This is a genomic window from Micromonospora sp. NPDC049171 (assembly GCF_040648275.1).
Classification (GTDB): Bacteria; Actinomycetota; Actinomycetes; order Mycobacteriales; family Micromonosporaceae; genus Micromonospora.
This window is the reverse complement of record NZ_JBEZDJ010000034.1, coordinates 1-15,921: the sequence shown is the minus strand read 5'-3', so window position 1 is coordinate 15,921 and position 15,921 is coordinate 1. Positions and strand designations below refer to the sequence as shown.

Here is a 15,921-nt window from a genome sequence, read left to right as displayed (position 1 = left end):
GCTCAGACCCGCTGCTCCCGCAGGTCGGTGACCTCGGAGGCCGGAGCCCAACCCTGGTAGACGCCGAAGTCGAAGACCTCCAGCCGCATCGCCTCGGCCACCGGCCAGCGGCCACCTGTGTATTCCACCCGCAACCAGGCGTCATGCTCGCCCAGCACGATGAACGGCTGGCCCTGCCAGGTGCAGGTGGTCCGCACGTACGCCAGGTCCTCGATCTCGGTCGCCGGCAGCACCCGGACGTACCGGCCCGCGCGGACCTCCTCGAAGCCCTCGCCCGGCTCGGGTTGGTACAGGCGGATGTTGTCGCCGTCCGGGCTGGCCTGGTATTCCCGGCCCTGCCACCGGGCCACGTAACCGTCGCGCATCACGCCTCACCGACCCGTCGCCAGACCACCGTGTCGGTGTCGAGCTCCGCGACCACCCGCTCGGTGCCGTCCGCGCCGATCCGCCAGAGTTGCGTGCCGTGCGGGAGGCGCGCGCTGTCCACCTTGAACTCCGCGACCACGTCGCTGCTCTCCCCCGGGGCGAAGCCGTTGCCCCGGAACGGCGGGCGTTCGATGACCCAGCCCTCCATGGCCCGCATCGCCGGTTCGTTCTGACCGCCGTACGGGATCCGGTAGAGACTCGGCCGGTGCGCCGGCCAGCGCAACACGTAGATCTCCTCGGCATCCCTGGCGAACGGCGATCCGGGGTAGCTGAGGCCGAGCGCGTCGTGCACCTGCGCGGGCGTGGTCAGGTGGGCCAGCTCACCGGCCCGGTGCACGAAGCCGGAGACCCGGTCGTACCCCCGATCCAGGTAGTACGCGAGTTGGCTGGGCGCGACCGCCTTCTGCATGACAGTCGGTCGGGCCGGGTCGACCGCCGCCGGAGCGTACCGGGGGCGGGCGGTGGGCTCCGCCACGGCCGGCGCTTCCTCCGGGTCCACCTCCAGGTCGTCACCGAGCCCCACCTCGGCGGCCCAGTTGGCCAACGCGACGATCTGTTCCCCGGGCAGCTTGGCACCGACCGGGGTGCCCGGGTTGACGGCGAACGACCAGTCCTCGTCCGGCCAGCGCCGGATCAGTTGGGCGAACTTCACACCGACGGTGGTGACGTCGCCCTCGACGTGGTCGGCGAGGCGCTCCGGCGACGTGTAGACCACCACGTACGTCTCGCCGTCAAGCTGCGCCGTACGCCAGACGAAGCCCGCGTCACCGGGCCGGCTGCCCGGCACCGAATCCGGTGCCGCCGGCAGCAGCACCCGGGCCAGCAGCAGGGTGGACAGGAACGTGTCGGTGCTGCCGGCACCGGCGGCACCGAGCAGGTCCTCCTCGACGGTGTTGGCCGGCTCGAACTCGACCGGGGCCGGCTCGTCGACGGGCGGCGGCTGCCCGGCGCCGTCCCCGGTCGCGGTCACGCCACTGCCGACCCGATCCGCGCCAGTCGCGCCGCTGGGCCGATCCGCGCTGGTCGCGCCGCTGCCGACCCAATCCGCGGCAGTCGCGCCACTGCCGTACCGATCCGCGTCGGTCGCGCCGGTGCCGACCCGATCCGCGGCGGTCGCGCCACTGCCGTACCGATCCGCGTCGGTCGCGCCGACCGACGAGCCGTCGGTGTCGGTGCGTTCGCCGCTGACCGGGACGCCACTGCGGTCAGCGCTGGGCCCGCCGCCCGTGCCGGCACCGACCAGACCGTCCGCGGCAGGCCCACCACTGGTGGGTGGCACCGACGGGCTCGGACCGGGGTTGGACGACGCGGGACCGGACCGGCTCACACTGGACGACGACGGACTGAACAGGTCCGGACCGGAGGGCGCCGAGTCGAACGGTCGCGGGGCGGGCTCGGCGGGGCGGGGCTGCCGGGCCGCGTCGAACAGGCCGTTGGCCTCGACCGGGTCGGTGAGGTCGCGGGACTCGATGATGGTGCCCTCGATGACGATGGGCGTGAAGCCGCGACGCGGCGCGGGCGGGCTGGAGACCGGTTCCGCGGCGGACACCGACAGCTCTTCCACCGGCCCGAATCGGCTCGGCCGGTCGCGCGGGATCGCCTGGGTCTGCTCTGCGGCCGGGCCGAGTCGCTCCGCCGCTGCGCTCGGCGGCGGCTGGCCGGTCAGCCGAAAGGCGCGCGTGGGCTCCTCCGCCATCGGGTCGGGTCGGCGCGGTGGCAGGGGCTGGGTGATCTCCTCAGCCGGTGCCGGCGCGCGGACCCCGCGGGACGCACCGAGGTCGCCGGTCGGCCGCCGCAGCGGCCGGGTGGTGTCCGGGTCCGGCATTGGAAAGGCGCGTGTCGCGGCCTCCCCGGCCGACGCGTCGGCCGGGCGGCGACGTGGGAAGGGCTGGCTGCCCCGCCCGAATCGACTCGGTGGGGCCGCGCGGTCGGCGGGCCGACCCCCGCCCGGCAGCGGGTCGGACGCCCGGTCCCGCGCGGTGGTGGGTTCGAAGAAGGAACGCCGAGCGGGTTGGGGGCCGCCGTTGCCGTTGCCGGCGGCCGGACCGTCGACGTCGCTCGGCCGGTTCGCGGCCGGCCAGCCAGTGCCGGGAGACTCGGCCTGCCAACCCGGGCCGGGAGACTCGGCCTGCCAACCCGGGCCGGAGGACTCGGCCGGCCGACCGGAGCTGGGGGATTCGGCCGGACCGACACCGGGACGGTCGGCGGGCGCCAACGGTACGAACCGGGACGACCGACCGGTGCGGGGCAGGGGGCCGGCCGCGCCTGGTTGCGGCGGGCCGCTCGGGTGCCGGTGACCGGCGGCGGGCAGGTCATCCTGGCCGGGTCGGCGCGAAGGCTCGACGGGGCCGGGCGTCCGCGACGCCGGGCCGGGCATCGGCGGGGTGCCCGCCGCCCGGGGCGTCGGACCCCACGCGCCCCGGCGGGGCGGGACCGCGGCAGAGGGGAACGGCGGAGGCGGGACCGCAGCAGGGGGGAACGGCGGAGGCGGGACCGCAGCCGACGGGACCGCGTCAGGCGGAACCGGTGCAGACGGGACCGGGGCTGGCCCGGACGGCGTCGCGCCCATCGCGGGAGGTGCTCCAGCAGCTGCTGTGGCGTCCCGGCCCGGTGCACCGGTGCGGGTGCGGGCCAGGGTCTCCGCCCGCTCCAGGCGAGCGCGGGCACCCATGGTGCGGCCGGGCAGGCGCACGTCGCCCCGGGAGAGTTGCGACACGAACCACGCTGGCAGGTAGCCCTCGACCGGCAGACCTGGGTTGACGGCGAGCCACCACTCCTGGTTGGGCCAGCCGACCGCGAGGTCGGCGAAGGGCACGCGTCGGTTGCTGCCGGGGTGCTCACCGAGGCAGGCCCGCAGTGCACCGGCCGACGTGAAGGCCAGCACGTGTGTCCGGCCACCGGTGGTCCAGGTGCCCCAGCCGGGGGGTGCCTGGCCGGGTTGCGCCGGCGCGGAGACCGGCAGCAGCAGATCGGTGCGGGACAGGAGCCGGAAGTAGAGCTCCTGGTCGTTGGCGCGCAGCGCGTCGCGCATCGCCACCTCGGCCTCCGTGGCCGGCTCCCATTCGGTCACGGCCACCTCCCCTTCCGAGAACAGGCCACAGGTATCGCGTACAACCTACAAGGTGGTATCAAGATCACAATGGCTGGCCGTCGGCGGTCTGCCGGGGCGCGGGCAAGGCGATAACATCCCGTCCCGGAGCCGACACGATACGGAGGCTGTCGATGTCCCGATCGATCATGCGCCCGGTCCTCGCAGGTCTGGCCGCGAGCGTGCTGACCGTGCCGGCCCTCCCGACCGCCACCGCCACCGCCAGGCTCCGGACGGCACCGGCGTGCGCGACCCCCCTCGCCCCCGTCCGGCCGGTCACGGCCGCGCCGTGGCCACAGCAACGGTACGACCCGGCCCGCCTCGCGCCACTGGCCACCGGCGCCGGGGTGACCGTCGCGGTGGTCGACTCCGGGGTGGATCGGGCGCACCCCCAACTGGCCGGGCGCGTGCTGGCCGGCACCGACCTGCTCGACCCCGGCGGCGACGGCGGTCGCGACTGCGCCGGGCACGGCACCGGCGTGGCGAGCATCATCGCGGCGGCACCCCAACCCGGAGTCGCCTTCCGCGGTCTGGCACCGAATGCCCGGATCATGCCGGTGCGGGTGAGTGAGCAGCAGGTGGTGCAGGGGCGGGAGTCGGGGCGTACGGTCGGCGCCGACGAATTCGCCCAGGCCATCCGGTGGGCCGTCGACCATGACGCGGACGTGGTGAACCTGTCGGTGGTGTTGTATGCCGACGATCCGGAAGTCCGTGCTGCCGTGCGGTACGCCCTGGACCGGGACGTGGTGCTGGTGGCCGCCGCTGGCAACCTGCACGACGGCGGGGATCCCCGGCCGTTCCCCGCCGCCTACGACGGGGTGCTCGGCGTGGGGGCGATCGGCGCCGACGGCGGGCGGGCGACCTTCTCGCAGACCGGATCGTACGTCGACCTGGTCGCGCCGGGCAGCGAGGTGCTGACCGCCGCCCCCGGGTCGGGCCATCGTCAGGTCGAGGGCACCAGCTACGCGGCACCGTTCGTGGCCGCCACCGCCGCGTTGCTGCGCGAGTACCGGCCCGAGTTGACAGCTGCCCAGGTGGTGGCACGAATCATCGCCACCGCCGATCCAGCTCCCGGAACGGGCCACGGCGGCGGGTACGGTGCCGGCGTGCTGAACCCGTACCGGGCGGTCACCGAGACCAGCGTCGGCCGCGCGGCCGATCCTCGTCCGGTCGCCGTGCTCGCCGACGACCGGGCCGACCCGGCGCTGCTCGCCCGCCAGGCCCGCCGGTCGACCGCGCGGGAGCGGGCCCTGCTGGTCGGTGCGGCGGTCGGCACGACCGCAGTCACCGTGGCGCTGCTCGCCCTGGTGTTGCCCCGTGGCGCACGCCGACGCTGGCGCCCGGCCGACCCGGCCTGACCTCGGAAGCTGACTGCCCGGACCGAGGACCTGCGGCGGCCGGGCAGCGGACCGGAACACGGTCAGCTCTCCCGGCCGACCGCGGTCACTGGAACAGCCCGGTGTTCTTCTTTTCGGTGTCCAGGTAGTCGGTGGCCGAGTCGTGCACCGCCAACCTGATGTCCCGCAGCATCGCCTGGAGATCCTGCGAGGCGGACCGCCACCGCGCCTGCCGCTGCTCGTAGGCCTGGCGGGCCTCGCCCGTCCAACTCGCCACCAGCGGGGCAGCGTCTCGTTCGAGTTGGCCGAGCTGCGAGTCGAGCGTGTTCAGCGCCTTCTGAATGTCCGCGCCGGCCTGCTGAAGCGCGGCGAAGTTGACGACCAGCACACCATGGTCCATCGGATTTCCCTCCCGAGCGGGATCAGAGCGGCAACTGGATGCCGCCGCGATTGGTGCCGGCAACCCGGCTGGCCACCTCGTCGTCCGAGACGTCGTACTGTCGGCCGGCGGTGCGGATCGCCCCGGCGGTCTCCCGCAGCGCTCGGTGCAGCGCCGCCTGGTCCTCTGACCACTGCTGCTTGACCTGCTCGAAGGACCGGCCACCAGCACCACGCCAGGCCTGCTGCAACACCTGCAGCTCGGCCAGCAGGCCGGTCAGCATGGACTGCAACGACTGGTCAACCTGCTCGAACTTCGCGGCGGTCTGCTGCATCACCGCGGCTTCTGCCTGGGTCTGGGACACCCGGACGTCACCTCGTCTCCCTGATCGCACCTTGGCCCTCGACGCGCCCGCCCTGGGAACGCGTCGTTCGCTTGGCCCGGTCGTCGAGCACTGAGACGCGGGTCAGCGATGACTTCGTGGCTGACGGTAGCGGTCTCGTAGCGGTTCGGCTACCCCACGCTTCTCCCCTGTGGACAACCGCGAGAGCCATCGGTCGCTTACGATGTGCCGCAGCCACGTCGCGGCGCGTGACGGGCCGCCGCAGGGCGGCCGGACGCCCGACCCGGGTTCCCACTGGTCGAGGAGGCACGGTGCCGGCGATCACCACCGGAGGGCCGCACCCGGCGACCCCGGTCGGGTCCGGGCCGAGCCCCGCGGCACGAGCAGTCGGGCCGGGTGAGCCGGCCGGGTCGGACCGACCCGCCGAGGGCAGCCCAGGCTCCGCCGGTCCGCGCACACCGGGTCGCCGATCCCCCCTCGACCGTCGTGCCTGGTCCGACCGCCGTGCCTGGTCCGATCGGCGGTCCGGCGCCGGGGTGTGGGCCGGGCAACTGGTGACCGCGCAGGTCGCGGCGGCGCTCGTCCTCGCCGCCCTCGGCCGACCCGCGCCGGTCATCGTCGCGGCCGCACTGGTGGCCGTGCTGCTGGTGGCGACCGTCGGGGTCCGGTTCCGGGGCCGGTGGCTGTTCCAGTGGCTGGGCACCGCCGTCGGGCACCTGACCCGACGTCGGGCGCTCGCCGGGCCGGCCGGCGCGGCCGACCTGCTCGACCTGGTCGCTCCCGGCACCGTCGTCCGCTCCACGGAGCTGACCGGCGGTCCGGCCGCCGTGCTGGAGGACACCACCGGCATGGTGGCGCTCCTGGAGCTCGGCGACCCCGGTGACCTGCTCGGCGACGTGTCCCAGGCGATTCCCCCGCCATCGGCGTTGCTGCCCACGGCCGGGCCGGACATGCCCCCGCTGCGGGTCCAGCTGCTGCTCGCCGGGGCACCCGCACCGGTCCCGGCGGCCGGCACGGCCGGCACGTCGTACCGGCAGCTCACCGACGGGCGGCTGGCCGGGCGGGAGCGGGCGGTGGTGGCGGTCCGGGTGCTGCGGGTGGACGGGTGGTCCGCGGCGGACCTGCGCCGGGTGCTCGCCGGGACGGTCCGCCGCATCGTCCGCCGGTTCGGATCGCTGACGGCGCGGCCGCTCGGCGTACCGGCCGCGCTGCGGGTCCTGGCCGAGCTGGCCCACCACGACGGCCATCCGGTACGGGAGTCCTGGCCGACACTCCGGTCCGGTGCCCTGGTCCAGGCCACGTTCCGGCTGGTCCGGTGGCCAGAGGCGGGCGGTGCGGGTGGGCGGCGTCTGGTGCCCCGGATGCTCGCGCTGCCGGCGACCGCGACGACGGTGTCGATCACCGCGGGTCCGTCGCCGACCAGCGGTGTCGGGCCGGCGCCGACCGAGCTGACCGTACGCCTGGCCGCCGCGACGGCGACCGAGTTGACCGCGGCCACCGAGGCGCTGGAGCGTCTGGTGACCGACCTGGGCGGGGAGCTGCGACGTCTCGACGGCGCGCACCTGCACGGGTTGGCCGCCACGCTGCCACTGGCGTTGACCACCCCCGGGCCGCAGCAACGCTCCGCGATGGACGACTGGGAGCTGACCCTGGGCGACGCGGGGATGATGGTCGGCACGAACCGACACGGCCGAGCCGTCACCGTGCGACTCTTCCGGCCGGAGAGCACCCGGGTGCTGCTGGTCGGGGGGGTGCGTGCCGCCCAGTTGGTGGCCCTGCGCGCACTGGCCCTCGGTGCCCTGGTGGTGGTGCAGACCACCCGGCCGCGCGCCTGGGAGCCGTTCGTCCGGGGGGTGGGCGCGCCGGGCGGGACGATCCCGTTGCTGCCGCCCGGTCGACCGGTCGCCGACGGGGTGGGCACCGCCCTGCGTCCGTTGCTGCTCGTCGTCGACGTCGGCCCGGTGCCGGCCGAGGCCGAGCCGGGTCCGCCGTGGCGGGCCACCCTGGTCGTACGGGACGAGCTGACCCCCGCGGACGTCGACGCGTTGAGCCGGGCCGACCTCGCGTTGCTGCAACCGCTGGACGCCGCCGAGGCCGCGTTGGCCGGTGCCGCCCTGGGGCTGGGCGGCTCGGCCGAGTGGTTGACCCGGATCCGGGACGACATGGTCGCCGTGGTCAACCGGAGGGCGTTGCGCTGGGCGCTGCTCTCCCCCACGCCGATCGAGGCGCAACTGATCGGGCGACCGGCGCGCGGCTGATCCACACCGATGATCAACCGCCGGGTTACGCCGGTACGAGGTCCGTGGCACGATCCCCGCCATGGGTTTTCTGAAAGGTCTGCTGATTCGGCTGGCCAGCACAGCGCTGGCTTTCTGGCTGGCCACACTCCTCATCCCCGGCATCTCACTGGAGTCGGACTCCGCCGTCGAGACGGTCACCACGCTGCTCCTGGTGGCGGTGATCTTCGGCGTGGTCAACGCGGTCCTCCAGCCAGTCATCAAGACCGTCGGTTGCGGCTTCTACCTGCTGACCCTGGGTCTCATCGCGCTGGTGGTGAACGGGCTGCTGTTCCTGCTCACCAGTTGGATCGCCGACCAGGCTGGGCTGCCGTTCACGGTGGACGGTTTCTGGCCGGCCGCCGTGCTCGGTGCGCTGTTCGTGAGCATCGTGACCTGGATCCTCGGCGCCGTCCTCGACCGGGACTGACCGTCCGCGGGCCAACACCGACCCGCCCCCTCGGGGCTGCGACCACGGCCGGCCGATGACCAGAATTTGGGAATTGGCCGGTCGGGTCGCCCACCGCGGCGGCTAGCGTCGCAGCGTGTTCTCGCTGACCCGCACCGACGGCCATCTGCTCAGCACCGACCCCACCCGGCTCGATCTGGCCCTGGTCCATCTCTGGTTGTCCACCGACGCGTACTGGGCGCTCGGCCGGGACCGGGAGACCACAGCGCGGGCGTTCGCCGGCTCGCTGCCGTTCGGCGTCTACCGACCCGAGGACGACCGGCAGGTGGCGGTGGCCCGGGTGGTCACCGACGGCGCCACCTTCGCCTGGCTCTGCGACGTGTACGTCGACCGGGCCGCCCGGGGCCGCGGGTTGGGCGGCTGGCTGGTCGCCGCGATCCGCGACCACCTGGACGACCTCGGCGTACGCCGAATCCTGCTGGCCACCAACGACGCCCACCAGGTGTACGCGCGGGTGGGCTTCACGCCGCTGGACATGCCGGAGCGGTGGATGCAGCTCGACCGACGGGTACCGGTGACCCCGATCACGGGAAAGGAGCAAAGCGCCGTTACACCCCTTACGGTGGAGGGGTGACGCCACTCCGCCTGGGATACCTCTACGGCTTCGGCGCGTACCTGATCTGGGGTTTCTTTCCGCTCTATCTCAGGCTCCTGCGACCTGCTGGTCCACTGGAGATCCTGGCCCACCGGATCGTCTGGTCGGTGGTCTTCGTGGCCCTGCTGTTGGCGGCGCTGCGCAACGTCGGCTTCCTGCGGGCGCTGCTGCGACGCCCCTGGGCGGTGGCCGGGGTCGTCGCCGCCGCCGCGCTGATCGCCGTCAACTGGGGCGCCTACATCTACGGGGTCAACTCCGACCGGGTGGTGGAGACCGCGCTCGGCTACTTCATCAATCCGCTGGTCGTGGTGCTTCTCGGGGTGACGGTGCTGCGGGAGCGGCTACGCCCGGCACAGTGGGTGGCGCTCGGGATCGGCGCGTCGGCGGTCGCGGTGCTCACCGTGGACTACGGTCGACTGCCCTGGTTGGCGTTGACCCTGGCGTTCAGTTTCGCCGGCTACGGGCTGGTCAAGAAGCGCCTCGGGCTGCCACCGGCCGAGGGCCTGTTCGTCGAGTCGGCGGTGCTGGCACTGCCGGCGCTGGGCTACCTGGGGTGGCTCACGAGTCGTGCCGAGTCGACCTTCGGGCACGTCTCGGCCGGGCACACCGCACTGCTGGTGCTGGCCGGTGCGGCCACGGCGATCCCGCTGCTCCTGTTCGCCGGGGCGACCAACCGGCTGCCCCTGAGCGGCCTCGGCATGATCCAGTATCTGGCGCCCATCCTCCAGCTCGGCTGCGGCGTGTTGATCTTCCATGAGCCGATGCCTCCGGCCCGCCTCGTCGGCTTCGCGCTGGTCTGGCTCGCCCTCATCGTCTTCACCGCCGACGCAGTCGGCAAGGCCCGCCAAAACCGCCGACCCCAACCCCAACCCCAAACCCCCATCCCCACCCCGTAACCCGGCCCCGCCGACCCCCTCCCCGCGATCTTGCAGTTTCTGTCGCCGAAATGCCCACCATGCCCCCTTACGGGAGGACAGCAAGTGCAAGATCGCCGAGGGCACGGGGTCGCGGGTTAGGGGACTGCGTAGGTGAGGATTGGTGTGCCGTCGATTCGTTGGAGTTCCACGCTTACCAGCTCGGCAGCGGTGAACCTGGTGGCACCGTTGAGCTGGAGGGCGTCGCCCGGCGCCGCCAGCCAGGACCCGATCTGTTCGCTGGCACCGTTCGGGCCGCGCGCCACCAGCCGAAACGGGTACGCCTTGCCGTAGCTCGTCCGCGTGTCGTAGCCGCAGCGCATGGTCACCTCGGTGCCCCACTTGGTGCCGGTGAGCCCGATGTCGGCGTGCACCGGCCCGGTGTTGGCCACCGGTCGCATCGGGACCATCGACACCTGCGGTGCGGGCGTGCTGCCCTGCGCCACCGGAGGGCCGGACGGGCCGGCGGGCCGGGGCAACACCACGGCGGTGCCCACACCCACCAGCAGGGCCAGCCCGGCGGCGGCGAGCGTGGTCAGCGCGTACCGTCGGCGGTCCGAGGCGCGTTCCCGACGCCGGCGGCGCCGGGCCTCCTCGAGCAGCGCGGGCGCCCGGGGCGGGGCCGGCGGCGGCAGGATCTGCTCCAACCCCGCCGGGTCGAGGCGCCCGAGCAACCCGGGCAGGACGGCGATCTCGGCGACCGCCTCCCGGCAGGAGGCGCAGCCGCCCAGGTGCCGCTCGTAGGCCGCCCGTTCGGCGGGGGCGAGGGCGCCCAGCACGTACGCGCCGTCGTCGTACGCGAACTCGCACTGCGTCATCCCGTCACCCCCATCTCGGCCAGCACCAACCGTAGAGACCGCAGCGCGTAGTGGGTGCGGGACTTCACGGTCCCCGGCGGTACGCCCAGACGCGACGCTGCCTCGGCCACCGATCGTCCCTGGTAGAAGCACTCGATCAGCACCTCGCGGTGGGTCGGGCTGAGCCGGTTGAGTGCCTCGGCGACGGTCCACGCCTCCACTGCCCGTTCGGCCTCGTCGACCGCCTCGGGCGGTTCGGGAAGATCGTCGGTGAAGACCTCGCCGACCCGGGTGGAGCGCCGCCGCCAGGCGTCGATCGCCAGGTTACGGGCGGTGGTGAAGAGCCAGGACCGCACCGAACCGCGCCGCGGGTCGAGGGATTCCGGGTGGCGCCAGGCCCGCAGCAGCGTCTCCTGCACCAGATCCTCGGCGCGCTGCCGGTCACCGTTGACCAACCGCAGGGCGTGGGCGTACAGCGCCTCCGCGTGCTCGTCGTGCAGCGCGCGCAGCAGTTGGGCGTCGTGGTCGCTGATGGCGGTCTCCTCGCTTCCGGCGCGCGTCCGGCGGTGCGTTCGCTCGGGAATACGTGCGGTCACGCCGATCGGTTCAGCCCGAGGTCAGACCGGCTGCGTCCACGAAGGTGTTCACGCCCGGTTCACATCGTGGCCGACGAGCGCTCACCACGTCCTCCTAGCGTCCGCCTGGTACGCCGCCTGTCGTGCCACCGACTTTCCTGGAGGCTTCCCCCATGAGCGACCGCCCCCGGCTGCTCCCCCTGCTGACCGGCACCCGCCACGGCAGCCGTGACGCCATGACCTGCCTGTACCGCTGCGGAAACGCCTGTGACCACCCGGTGCCGAACACCTCCGACAACGCGTACTTCGGAGACGTGGTGAACGCGGAGGTCTCGCGGCGCGGCGTGGTCCGGGCCGGCGCGGTCGGCGCGCTGGTCCTGGGCTTCGGCGGCGCGGCTGCCGGTGCGCTCGCCGGTGCGGCCCCGGCCATGGCGGCCCCCACCACCCCGGACGTCCCGGAGGCCTTGGGTTTCGGCCGTCCCGGCACCGGCGTCGGCAACGGCGCGCTGACCTTCAAGCCGATCCCACCGAACAAGCTGGACACCCTTGTCGTCCCGAACGGCTACGACCACGCCGTGGTGATCAAGTGGGGTGACCCGGTGCTGCCGGGCGCGCCCGAGTTCGACCTGCACCACCAGAGCGCCGCGGCACAGTCCAGGCAGTTCGGTTACAACAACGACTTCGTGGGCGTGCTGCCGCTGGACAAGCAGGGCAAGCGGGCGCTGCTCGTGGTCAACCACGAGTACACGAACGAGGACCTGATGTTCCCGGGCTTCCCCGGCCTGGACGGGCTCTCCGTCGAGCAGCTGCGCACCGCCATGGCCGCCCACGGCATGTCGGTGGTGGAGCTGGAACGGGTCGCGGGCACCGGGCAGTGGAAGCCCGTCGACAACGGTCGCCGGCCATACAACCGGCGGGTCACCGCGCTGAGCACCAAGTTCGACCTGACCGGCCCGGCCGCCGGCTCGGCCTGGCTGAAGACCGCCGCCGATCCCAAGGGTCGTACGGTCGTCGGCACGCTGAACAACTGCGCCGGTGGCGTGACCCCGTGGGGCACGGTGCTCTCCGGTGAGGAGAACTTCAACCAGTACTTCGTGGGCGCCGACGCCGCCCCGGCCGAGCTGAAGCCGAAGCTGGACCGTTACGGCATCGGCACCGCTAGCCGCTACCCCAGCGGCAGCCGCAAGTGGGAGCGCGCCGACGAGCGTTTCGACCTGGCCAAGCACCCCAACGAGGCGCACCGGTTCGGGTGGGTCGTCGAGATCGACCCGTTCGACCCGGAGAGCCGCCCGCGCAAGCACACCGCGATGGGCCGGTTCAAGCACGAGGGCGCGAACGTGATCGTCGCGAAGGACGGTCACGTGGTCGCGTACATGGGCGACGACGAGCGGTTCGACTACCTCTACAAGTTCGTCTCGGACAAGAAGTTCCTGAAGGGCAACTCCTGGGCTGCCCGCAAGCACAACCTGACCCTGTTGGAGTCCGGCACGCTCTACGTGGCGAAGCTCGACGAGACAAGCGCCGCCGAGATCGACGGCTCGGGCCAGCTCCCCACCGACGGCGCGTTCAACGGCCGGGGCCGCTGGATCAGGCTGGTCAGCGGCAACCGCTCGTTCGTCGACGGGATGACCGCCGCGGACGTGCTCACCTTCACCCGGCTCGCCGGCGACAAGGTCGGCGCGACCAAGATGGACCGCCCCGAGGACGTCGAGCCGAGCCAGCTCACCGGCAAGGTGTACGTGGCGCTGACCAACAACACCGACCGCGGCAAGGCCGGCAAGGCCCCGGCCGACGAGGCCAACCCGCGCAACGCCAACAAGCACGGGCAGATCCTGGAGCTGGTCGAGGACCGCAACGACAACACGGCCGAGACCTTCGCCTGGTCACTGCCGATCGTCTGCGGCGACCCGACCGACCCGTCGACCTACTTCGCCGGGTACGACAGGACCAGGGTCTCCCCGATCTCCTGCCCGGACAACGTCGCCTTCGACGCCACCGGCAACCTGTGGATCTCCACCGACGGCAACGCGCTGGGCAGCAACGACGGCCTGTTCGCCACCGCCGTGGAGGGCCCGGAGCGGGGTCACCTCAAGCAGTTCCTGACCGTGCCACTCGGCGCGGAGACCTGCGGCCCGTTCATCACCGGCGACAACCGCTCGGTCTTCGTCGCCGTGCAGCACCCGGGCGAGATCACCGGCGCCTCGGTGGAGAACCCGGCCTCGAACTGGCCCGACGGCGACTACGCCAAGCCGGGCGTGGTGGTCACCTGGCGCCTCGACGGCGGCCCGGTGGGCAGCTGACGGCGCCACCGCGGCCAGCGGGCCGCTGACAGTGCCACCGCGGCCGGCGGGCCGCTGAACGTCACTCACGGCGGGTCCGGCGCTGGACCGCCACGAGAGGCCCTCTCCCAGCCCGGGAGAGGGCCTCTCGGCATCCGTTGGGTCAGGAGTCGGCGGCGATGCCGTCCGCGACGCTACGGGCCACCGTGAGCAGTTTCGCGCGGACCACCCGGGCGGAGGTCATCATCTCGCTGGCCGGCAACGCGCAGGCCAACACGACGCGGCGTTCCATGTCCTTGTCCGGGGCGACGAGCACCGCCGCACAGGCCACCCCCTGACGGAACTGCCCCATCTCCAACTGCATGCCGCGCCGGTCGCCGGCGGCCAGGTCGGCCTCGAACGCCTCGATGGTGGTCAGCGTGGCGCTCGTGAACGGGCGCATGCCGTACTCCCGCAGATAGCGGTAGCGCTGGTCGGCGGTGAGGGTGGCGAGCAGCGACTTACCGAGAGCCGTCGCGTGCGCCCCCTCGTCGAAGCCAGGGACCAGATCCTCCAGGTAGGGCGAGCGGTGCCCCTCGGCGACCGCCGTGATGGCCACCTGCCCGCCGACGAAGCGACCCAGGTAGTGGCTGTAGCCGGTGTCCAGAGCGGCCCGCCGCAACGTCTCACCCACCACCGGCGGGCCCCGGAAGGCGGTCACCAACTCCCGGTAGCGGTCGGCCACCTCCAACCCCACGATGTACGTGCCGTCCTCGCGACGAATCACGTAGCCCTCGTAGGCGAGCGTGCGGACCAGGTGGTAGGTGGTGGCCACGGTCAACTCACACCGCCGGGCGATCTGCTTGACCGTCAGGCCTTTCGGGGCACGACCGACCGACTCCAACACCCGCAGCGCTCGGGACACGCTGCGGATCAGGTCCGAAGGTTCTGCCAAGGGGTCGCGCACAACCACCTCCGCCGCCGGGGACTTACACCATATGAAAAACAGGCCCACTGCGAAATGCCTGTTCGGGTGGAGGATGCCAGATCATCACCCACAGCGTGTACCCCGCCCGTCACCATGAGTGGTTCGAGCAGGGTTCACGTAGCTTTGCCGGACGATGACCAACACCGTCTCCACCTCCGCCCCGATCACCGCCCGACCCCACCCGGTCCGGGCCAGTGCCGGCGCGGTCGTCACCACCGTGGCCTGCGTACTGCCCGTCTTCCTGCTCGGCGGTCTCGCCGTGCAGATGGGCACCGACCTCGGCTTCTCCCCGGCCGGCCTGGGCCTGGCCGTGGCCGTCTACTTCGGGGTCAGCGCGCTCGCCTCGGTGCCCTCGGGCCGACTTGTCGAGCGGTACGGGCCGGCCCTGGTGGCCCGCTGCGGCATCCTGCTGGCCGCCGGGTCGACGCTGGCCGTGGCCGCCTTCGCCAGGTCGTACCCGATGCTCGTCGGCCTGCTGGCGCTCAGCGCTGCCGCGAACGCGCTCGGCCAGTTGGCCAGCAACGCGGCGCTGGCCCAGCACGTGCCCGCCCGCCGGCAGGGCCTGTCGTTCGGCGTCAAGCAGGCCGCCATTCCCGCCTCCACCCTGCTGGCCGGTCTGGCGGTGCCCACCTTCGCGCTCACCGTCGGCTGGCGCTGGGCGTTCGTGGCCGCCGCCGTGGCCGCGTTGACGGCGCTGCCCGCCGTACCCCGGCAGTTGCCCGGCCCGGCGCGGCCGGCCGGTGCTTCGCGCACCGATCGGGCCACGGCGGCGCTCGTGGTGATCGGCGCGGCGGCGACGTTGGCCGCGGCGGCGGCCAACGCACTGGGCACCTTCCTGGTGGACTCCGCCGCGGCTCGGGGCCTCTCGCCCGGCCTCGCCGGCCTCACCCTGACCCTGGGCGGCGCGGTCTGCATGACGGCCAGGGTGGGTGCGGGCTGGTTGGCCGACCGTCGCGACACCGGTCACATCGCCGTCATCGCCGCGATGCTCGTCGTCGGCACGGCCGGGCTGGCCCTGCTCGCGCTGACCGGCACGGTGCCGCTGGTGGCCGGCGTGGTGCTCGGCTTCGGCCTGGGTTGGGCCTGGCCGGGCCTGGTGAACTTCGCGGTGGTCCGACTCCACCCGCAGTCGCCGGCCACCGCCACCTCGATCACCCAGACCGGGGTGTACGCGGGCGGCTGCCTCGGCCCGCTGAGCCTCGGACCCCTCGCCGCCCACTTCGGCTACCCCGCCATGTGGACCGCGGCGGCGGTGGCGATGCTGCTCGCCGCCGCCCTCATGCTCGTCGGCGGTCGCCTCCTGACCCCACCCCACCCCACCCCCGCCCCACCCGCAGCCCGCCCCGACCTCCGTTGATCATGACGTTATTGCCCGATCCCACGGCTTGGGGTCAAGGGGTGAGTGCAATCGTTAGGTAGCGATGAGGTGGTCCAGGCGTTCGGCTGGGGTTGCCCAGTCGAGCGTCTGGCGGGGGC

14 protein-coding genes are annotated in these 15,921 nt (G+C 73.2%); 7 read left to right on the top strand and 7 right to left on the bottom strand.

The features are described from left to right. Nucleotides 1-2 precede the first annotated feature (2 nt). Together AB0B14_RS32060 and AB0B14_RS32055 are read right to left on the bottom strand one after the other, a co-directional pair. On the bottom strand, nt 3-368 hold the full coding sequence (locus AB0B14_RS32060) for a hypothetical protein (RefSeq protein ID WP_357068588.1): 366 nt from the start codon (nt 366-368) through the stop codon (nt 3-5). Beyond that, nucleotides 365-3,496 (bottom strand): SseB family protein, encoded by a 3,132-nt coding sequence (locus tag AB0B14_RS32055; protein WP_357525820.1) that lies wholly within the window; start codon nt 3,494-3,496, stop codon nt 365-367. Before AB0B14_RS32055 ends, AB0B14_RS32060 begins: the two co-directional genes overlap by 4 nt. Nucleotides 3,497-3,648: 152 nt before the next feature. Here AB0B14_RS32055 and mycP point away from each other — a divergent pair, with 152 nt between their 5' ends. Further along, on the top strand, nt 3,649-4,872 hold the full coding sequence (gene mycP / locus AB0B14_RS32050) for a type VII secretion-associated serine protease mycosin (RefSeq protein WP_357525818.1): 1,224 nt from the start codon (nt 3,649-3,651) through the stop codon (nt 4,870-4,872). 85 nt (nt 4,873-4,957) lie between these two features. Here the strand turns inward: mycP and AB0B14_RS32045 are convergent, their stop codons facing one another. Then, entirely contained in the window at nt 4,958-5,251 is a 294-nt protein-coding gene (locus AB0B14_RS32045; RefSeq protein ID WP_357068594.1) for a WXG100 family type VII secretion target, read from the bottom strand. A gap of 22 nt (nt 5,252-5,273) precedes the next feature. Continuing rightward, nucleotides 5,274-5,594, bottom strand: a complete 321-nt coding sequence (locus AB0B14_RS32040) for a WXG100 family type VII secretion target (protein WP_357068596.1) — start codon at nt 5,592-5,594, stop codon at nt 5,274-5,276. A gap of 515 nt (nt 5,595-6,109) precedes the next feature. On the opposite strand from AB0B14_RS32040, the gene eccE reads away from it, so the two are divergent. The 4 genes from eccE (at nt 6,110) to rarD (ending at nt 9,809) form a co-directional block, all read left to right on the top strand. Next, nucleotides 6,110-7,831 carry a type VII secretion protein EccE gene (gene eccE / locus AB0B14_RS32035; protein ID WP_357068951.1) on the top strand — a complete coding sequence of 574 codons (1,722 nt, stop codon included), beginning with the start codon at nt 6,110-6,112 and terminating at the stop codon, nt 7,829-7,831. Nucleotides 7,832-7,892: 61 nt separating this feature from the next. Then, a complete protein-coding gene (locus AB0B14_RS32030; RefSeq protein WP_355027384.1) occupies nt 7,893-8,279 on the top strand; it encodes a phage holin family protein in 387 nt (128 codons plus the stop codon). Nucleotides 8,280-8,394: 115 nt separating this feature from the next. Then, complete coding sequence (locus AB0B14_RS32025) at nt 8,395-8,892, top strand: GNAT family N-acetyltransferase (RefSeq protein WP_357068600.1); 498 nt, start codon at nt 8,395-8,397, stop codon at nt 8,890-8,892. Then, nucleotides 8,889-9,809: an EamA family transporter RarD gene (rarD, locus tag AB0B14_RS32020; RefSeq protein ID WP_357068602.1), complete on the top strand. Its 921-nt coding sequence runs from the start codon at nt 8,889-8,891 to the stop codon at nt 9,807-9,809. Before AB0B14_RS32025 ends, rarD begins: the two co-directional genes overlap by 4 nt. Nucleotides 9,810-9,925: 116 nt before the next feature. Here rarD and AB0B14_RS32015 read toward each other — a convergent pair whose 3' ends face one another. Together AB0B14_RS32015 and AB0B14_RS32010 are read right to left on the bottom strand one after the other, a co-directional pair. Continuing rightward, a complete protein-coding gene (locus AB0B14_RS32015; protein ID WP_357068604.1) occupies nt 9,926-10,645 on the bottom strand; it encodes a zf-HC2 domain-containing protein in 720 nt (239 codons plus the stop codon). After that, nucleotides 10,642-11,157 (bottom strand): sigma-70 family RNA polymerase sigma factor, encoded by a 516-nt coding sequence (locus AB0B14_RS32010; protein ID WP_357068953.1) that lies wholly within the window; start codon nt 11,155-11,157, stop codon nt 10,642-10,644. The genes AB0B14_RS32015 and AB0B14_RS32010 overlap by 4 nt, the downstream gene beginning before the upstream one ends. A gap of 215 nt (nt 11,158-11,372) precedes the next feature. Between AB0B14_RS32010 and AB0B14_RS32005 the strand changes: the two genes are divergently transcribed. After that, nucleotides 11,373-13,499 carry a PhoX family phosphatase gene (locus tag AB0B14_RS32005; RefSeq protein ID WP_357525817.1) on the top strand — a complete coding sequence of 709 codons (2,127 nt, stop codon included), beginning with the start codon at nt 11,373-11,375 and terminating at the stop codon, nt 13,497-13,499. A 142-nt stretch (nt 13,500-13,641) separates the two neighbouring features. Here AB0B14_RS32005 and AB0B14_RS32000 read toward each other — a convergent pair whose 3' ends face one another. Beyond that, complete coding sequence (locus AB0B14_RS32000) at nt 13,642-14,424, bottom strand: IclR family transcriptional regulator C-terminal domain-containing protein (RefSeq protein WP_357068608.1); 783 nt, start codon at nt 14,422-14,424, stop codon at nt 13,642-13,644. Nucleotides 14,425-14,578: 154 nt separating this feature from the next. Here AB0B14_RS32000 and AB0B14_RS31995 point away from each other — a divergent pair, with 154 nt between their 5' ends. Continuing rightward, nucleotides 14,579-15,802 carry an MFS transporter gene (locus AB0B14_RS31995; protein ID WP_357525816.1) on the top strand — a complete coding sequence of 408 codons (1,224 nt, stop codon included), beginning with the start codon at nt 14,579-14,581 and terminating at the stop codon, nt 15,800-15,802. The last annotated feature ends 119 nt before the right edge of the window (nt 15,803-15,921 follow it).

Bases quoted from the DNA above. Each gene is read 5' to 3' on its own strand.
- mycP (WP_357525818.1), top strand. From the start codon at position 3,649: ATGTCCCGATCGATCATGCGCCCGGTCCTCGCAGGTCTGGCCGCGAGC.
- AB0B14_RS32045 (WP_357068594.1), bottom strand. From the start codon at position 5,251: ATGGACCATGGTGTGCTGGTCGTCAACTTCGCCGCGCTTCAGCAGGCC.
- AB0B14_RS32030 (WP_355027384.1), top strand. From the start codon at position 7,893: ATGGGTTTTCTGAAAGGTCTGCTGATTCGGCTGGCCAGCACAGCGCTG.
- AB0B14_RS32015 (WP_357068604.1), bottom strand. From the start codon at position 10,645: ATGACGCAGTGCGAGTTCGCGTACGACGACGGCGCGTACGTGCTGGGC.
- AB0B14_RS32005 (WP_357525817.1), top strand. From the start codon at position 11,373: ATGAGCGACCGCCCCCGGCTGCTCCCCCTGCTGACCGGCACCCGCCAC.
- AB0B14_RS31995 (WP_357525816.1), top strand. From the start codon at position 14,579: ATGACCAACACCGTCTCCACCTCCGCCCCGATCACCGCCCGACCCCAC.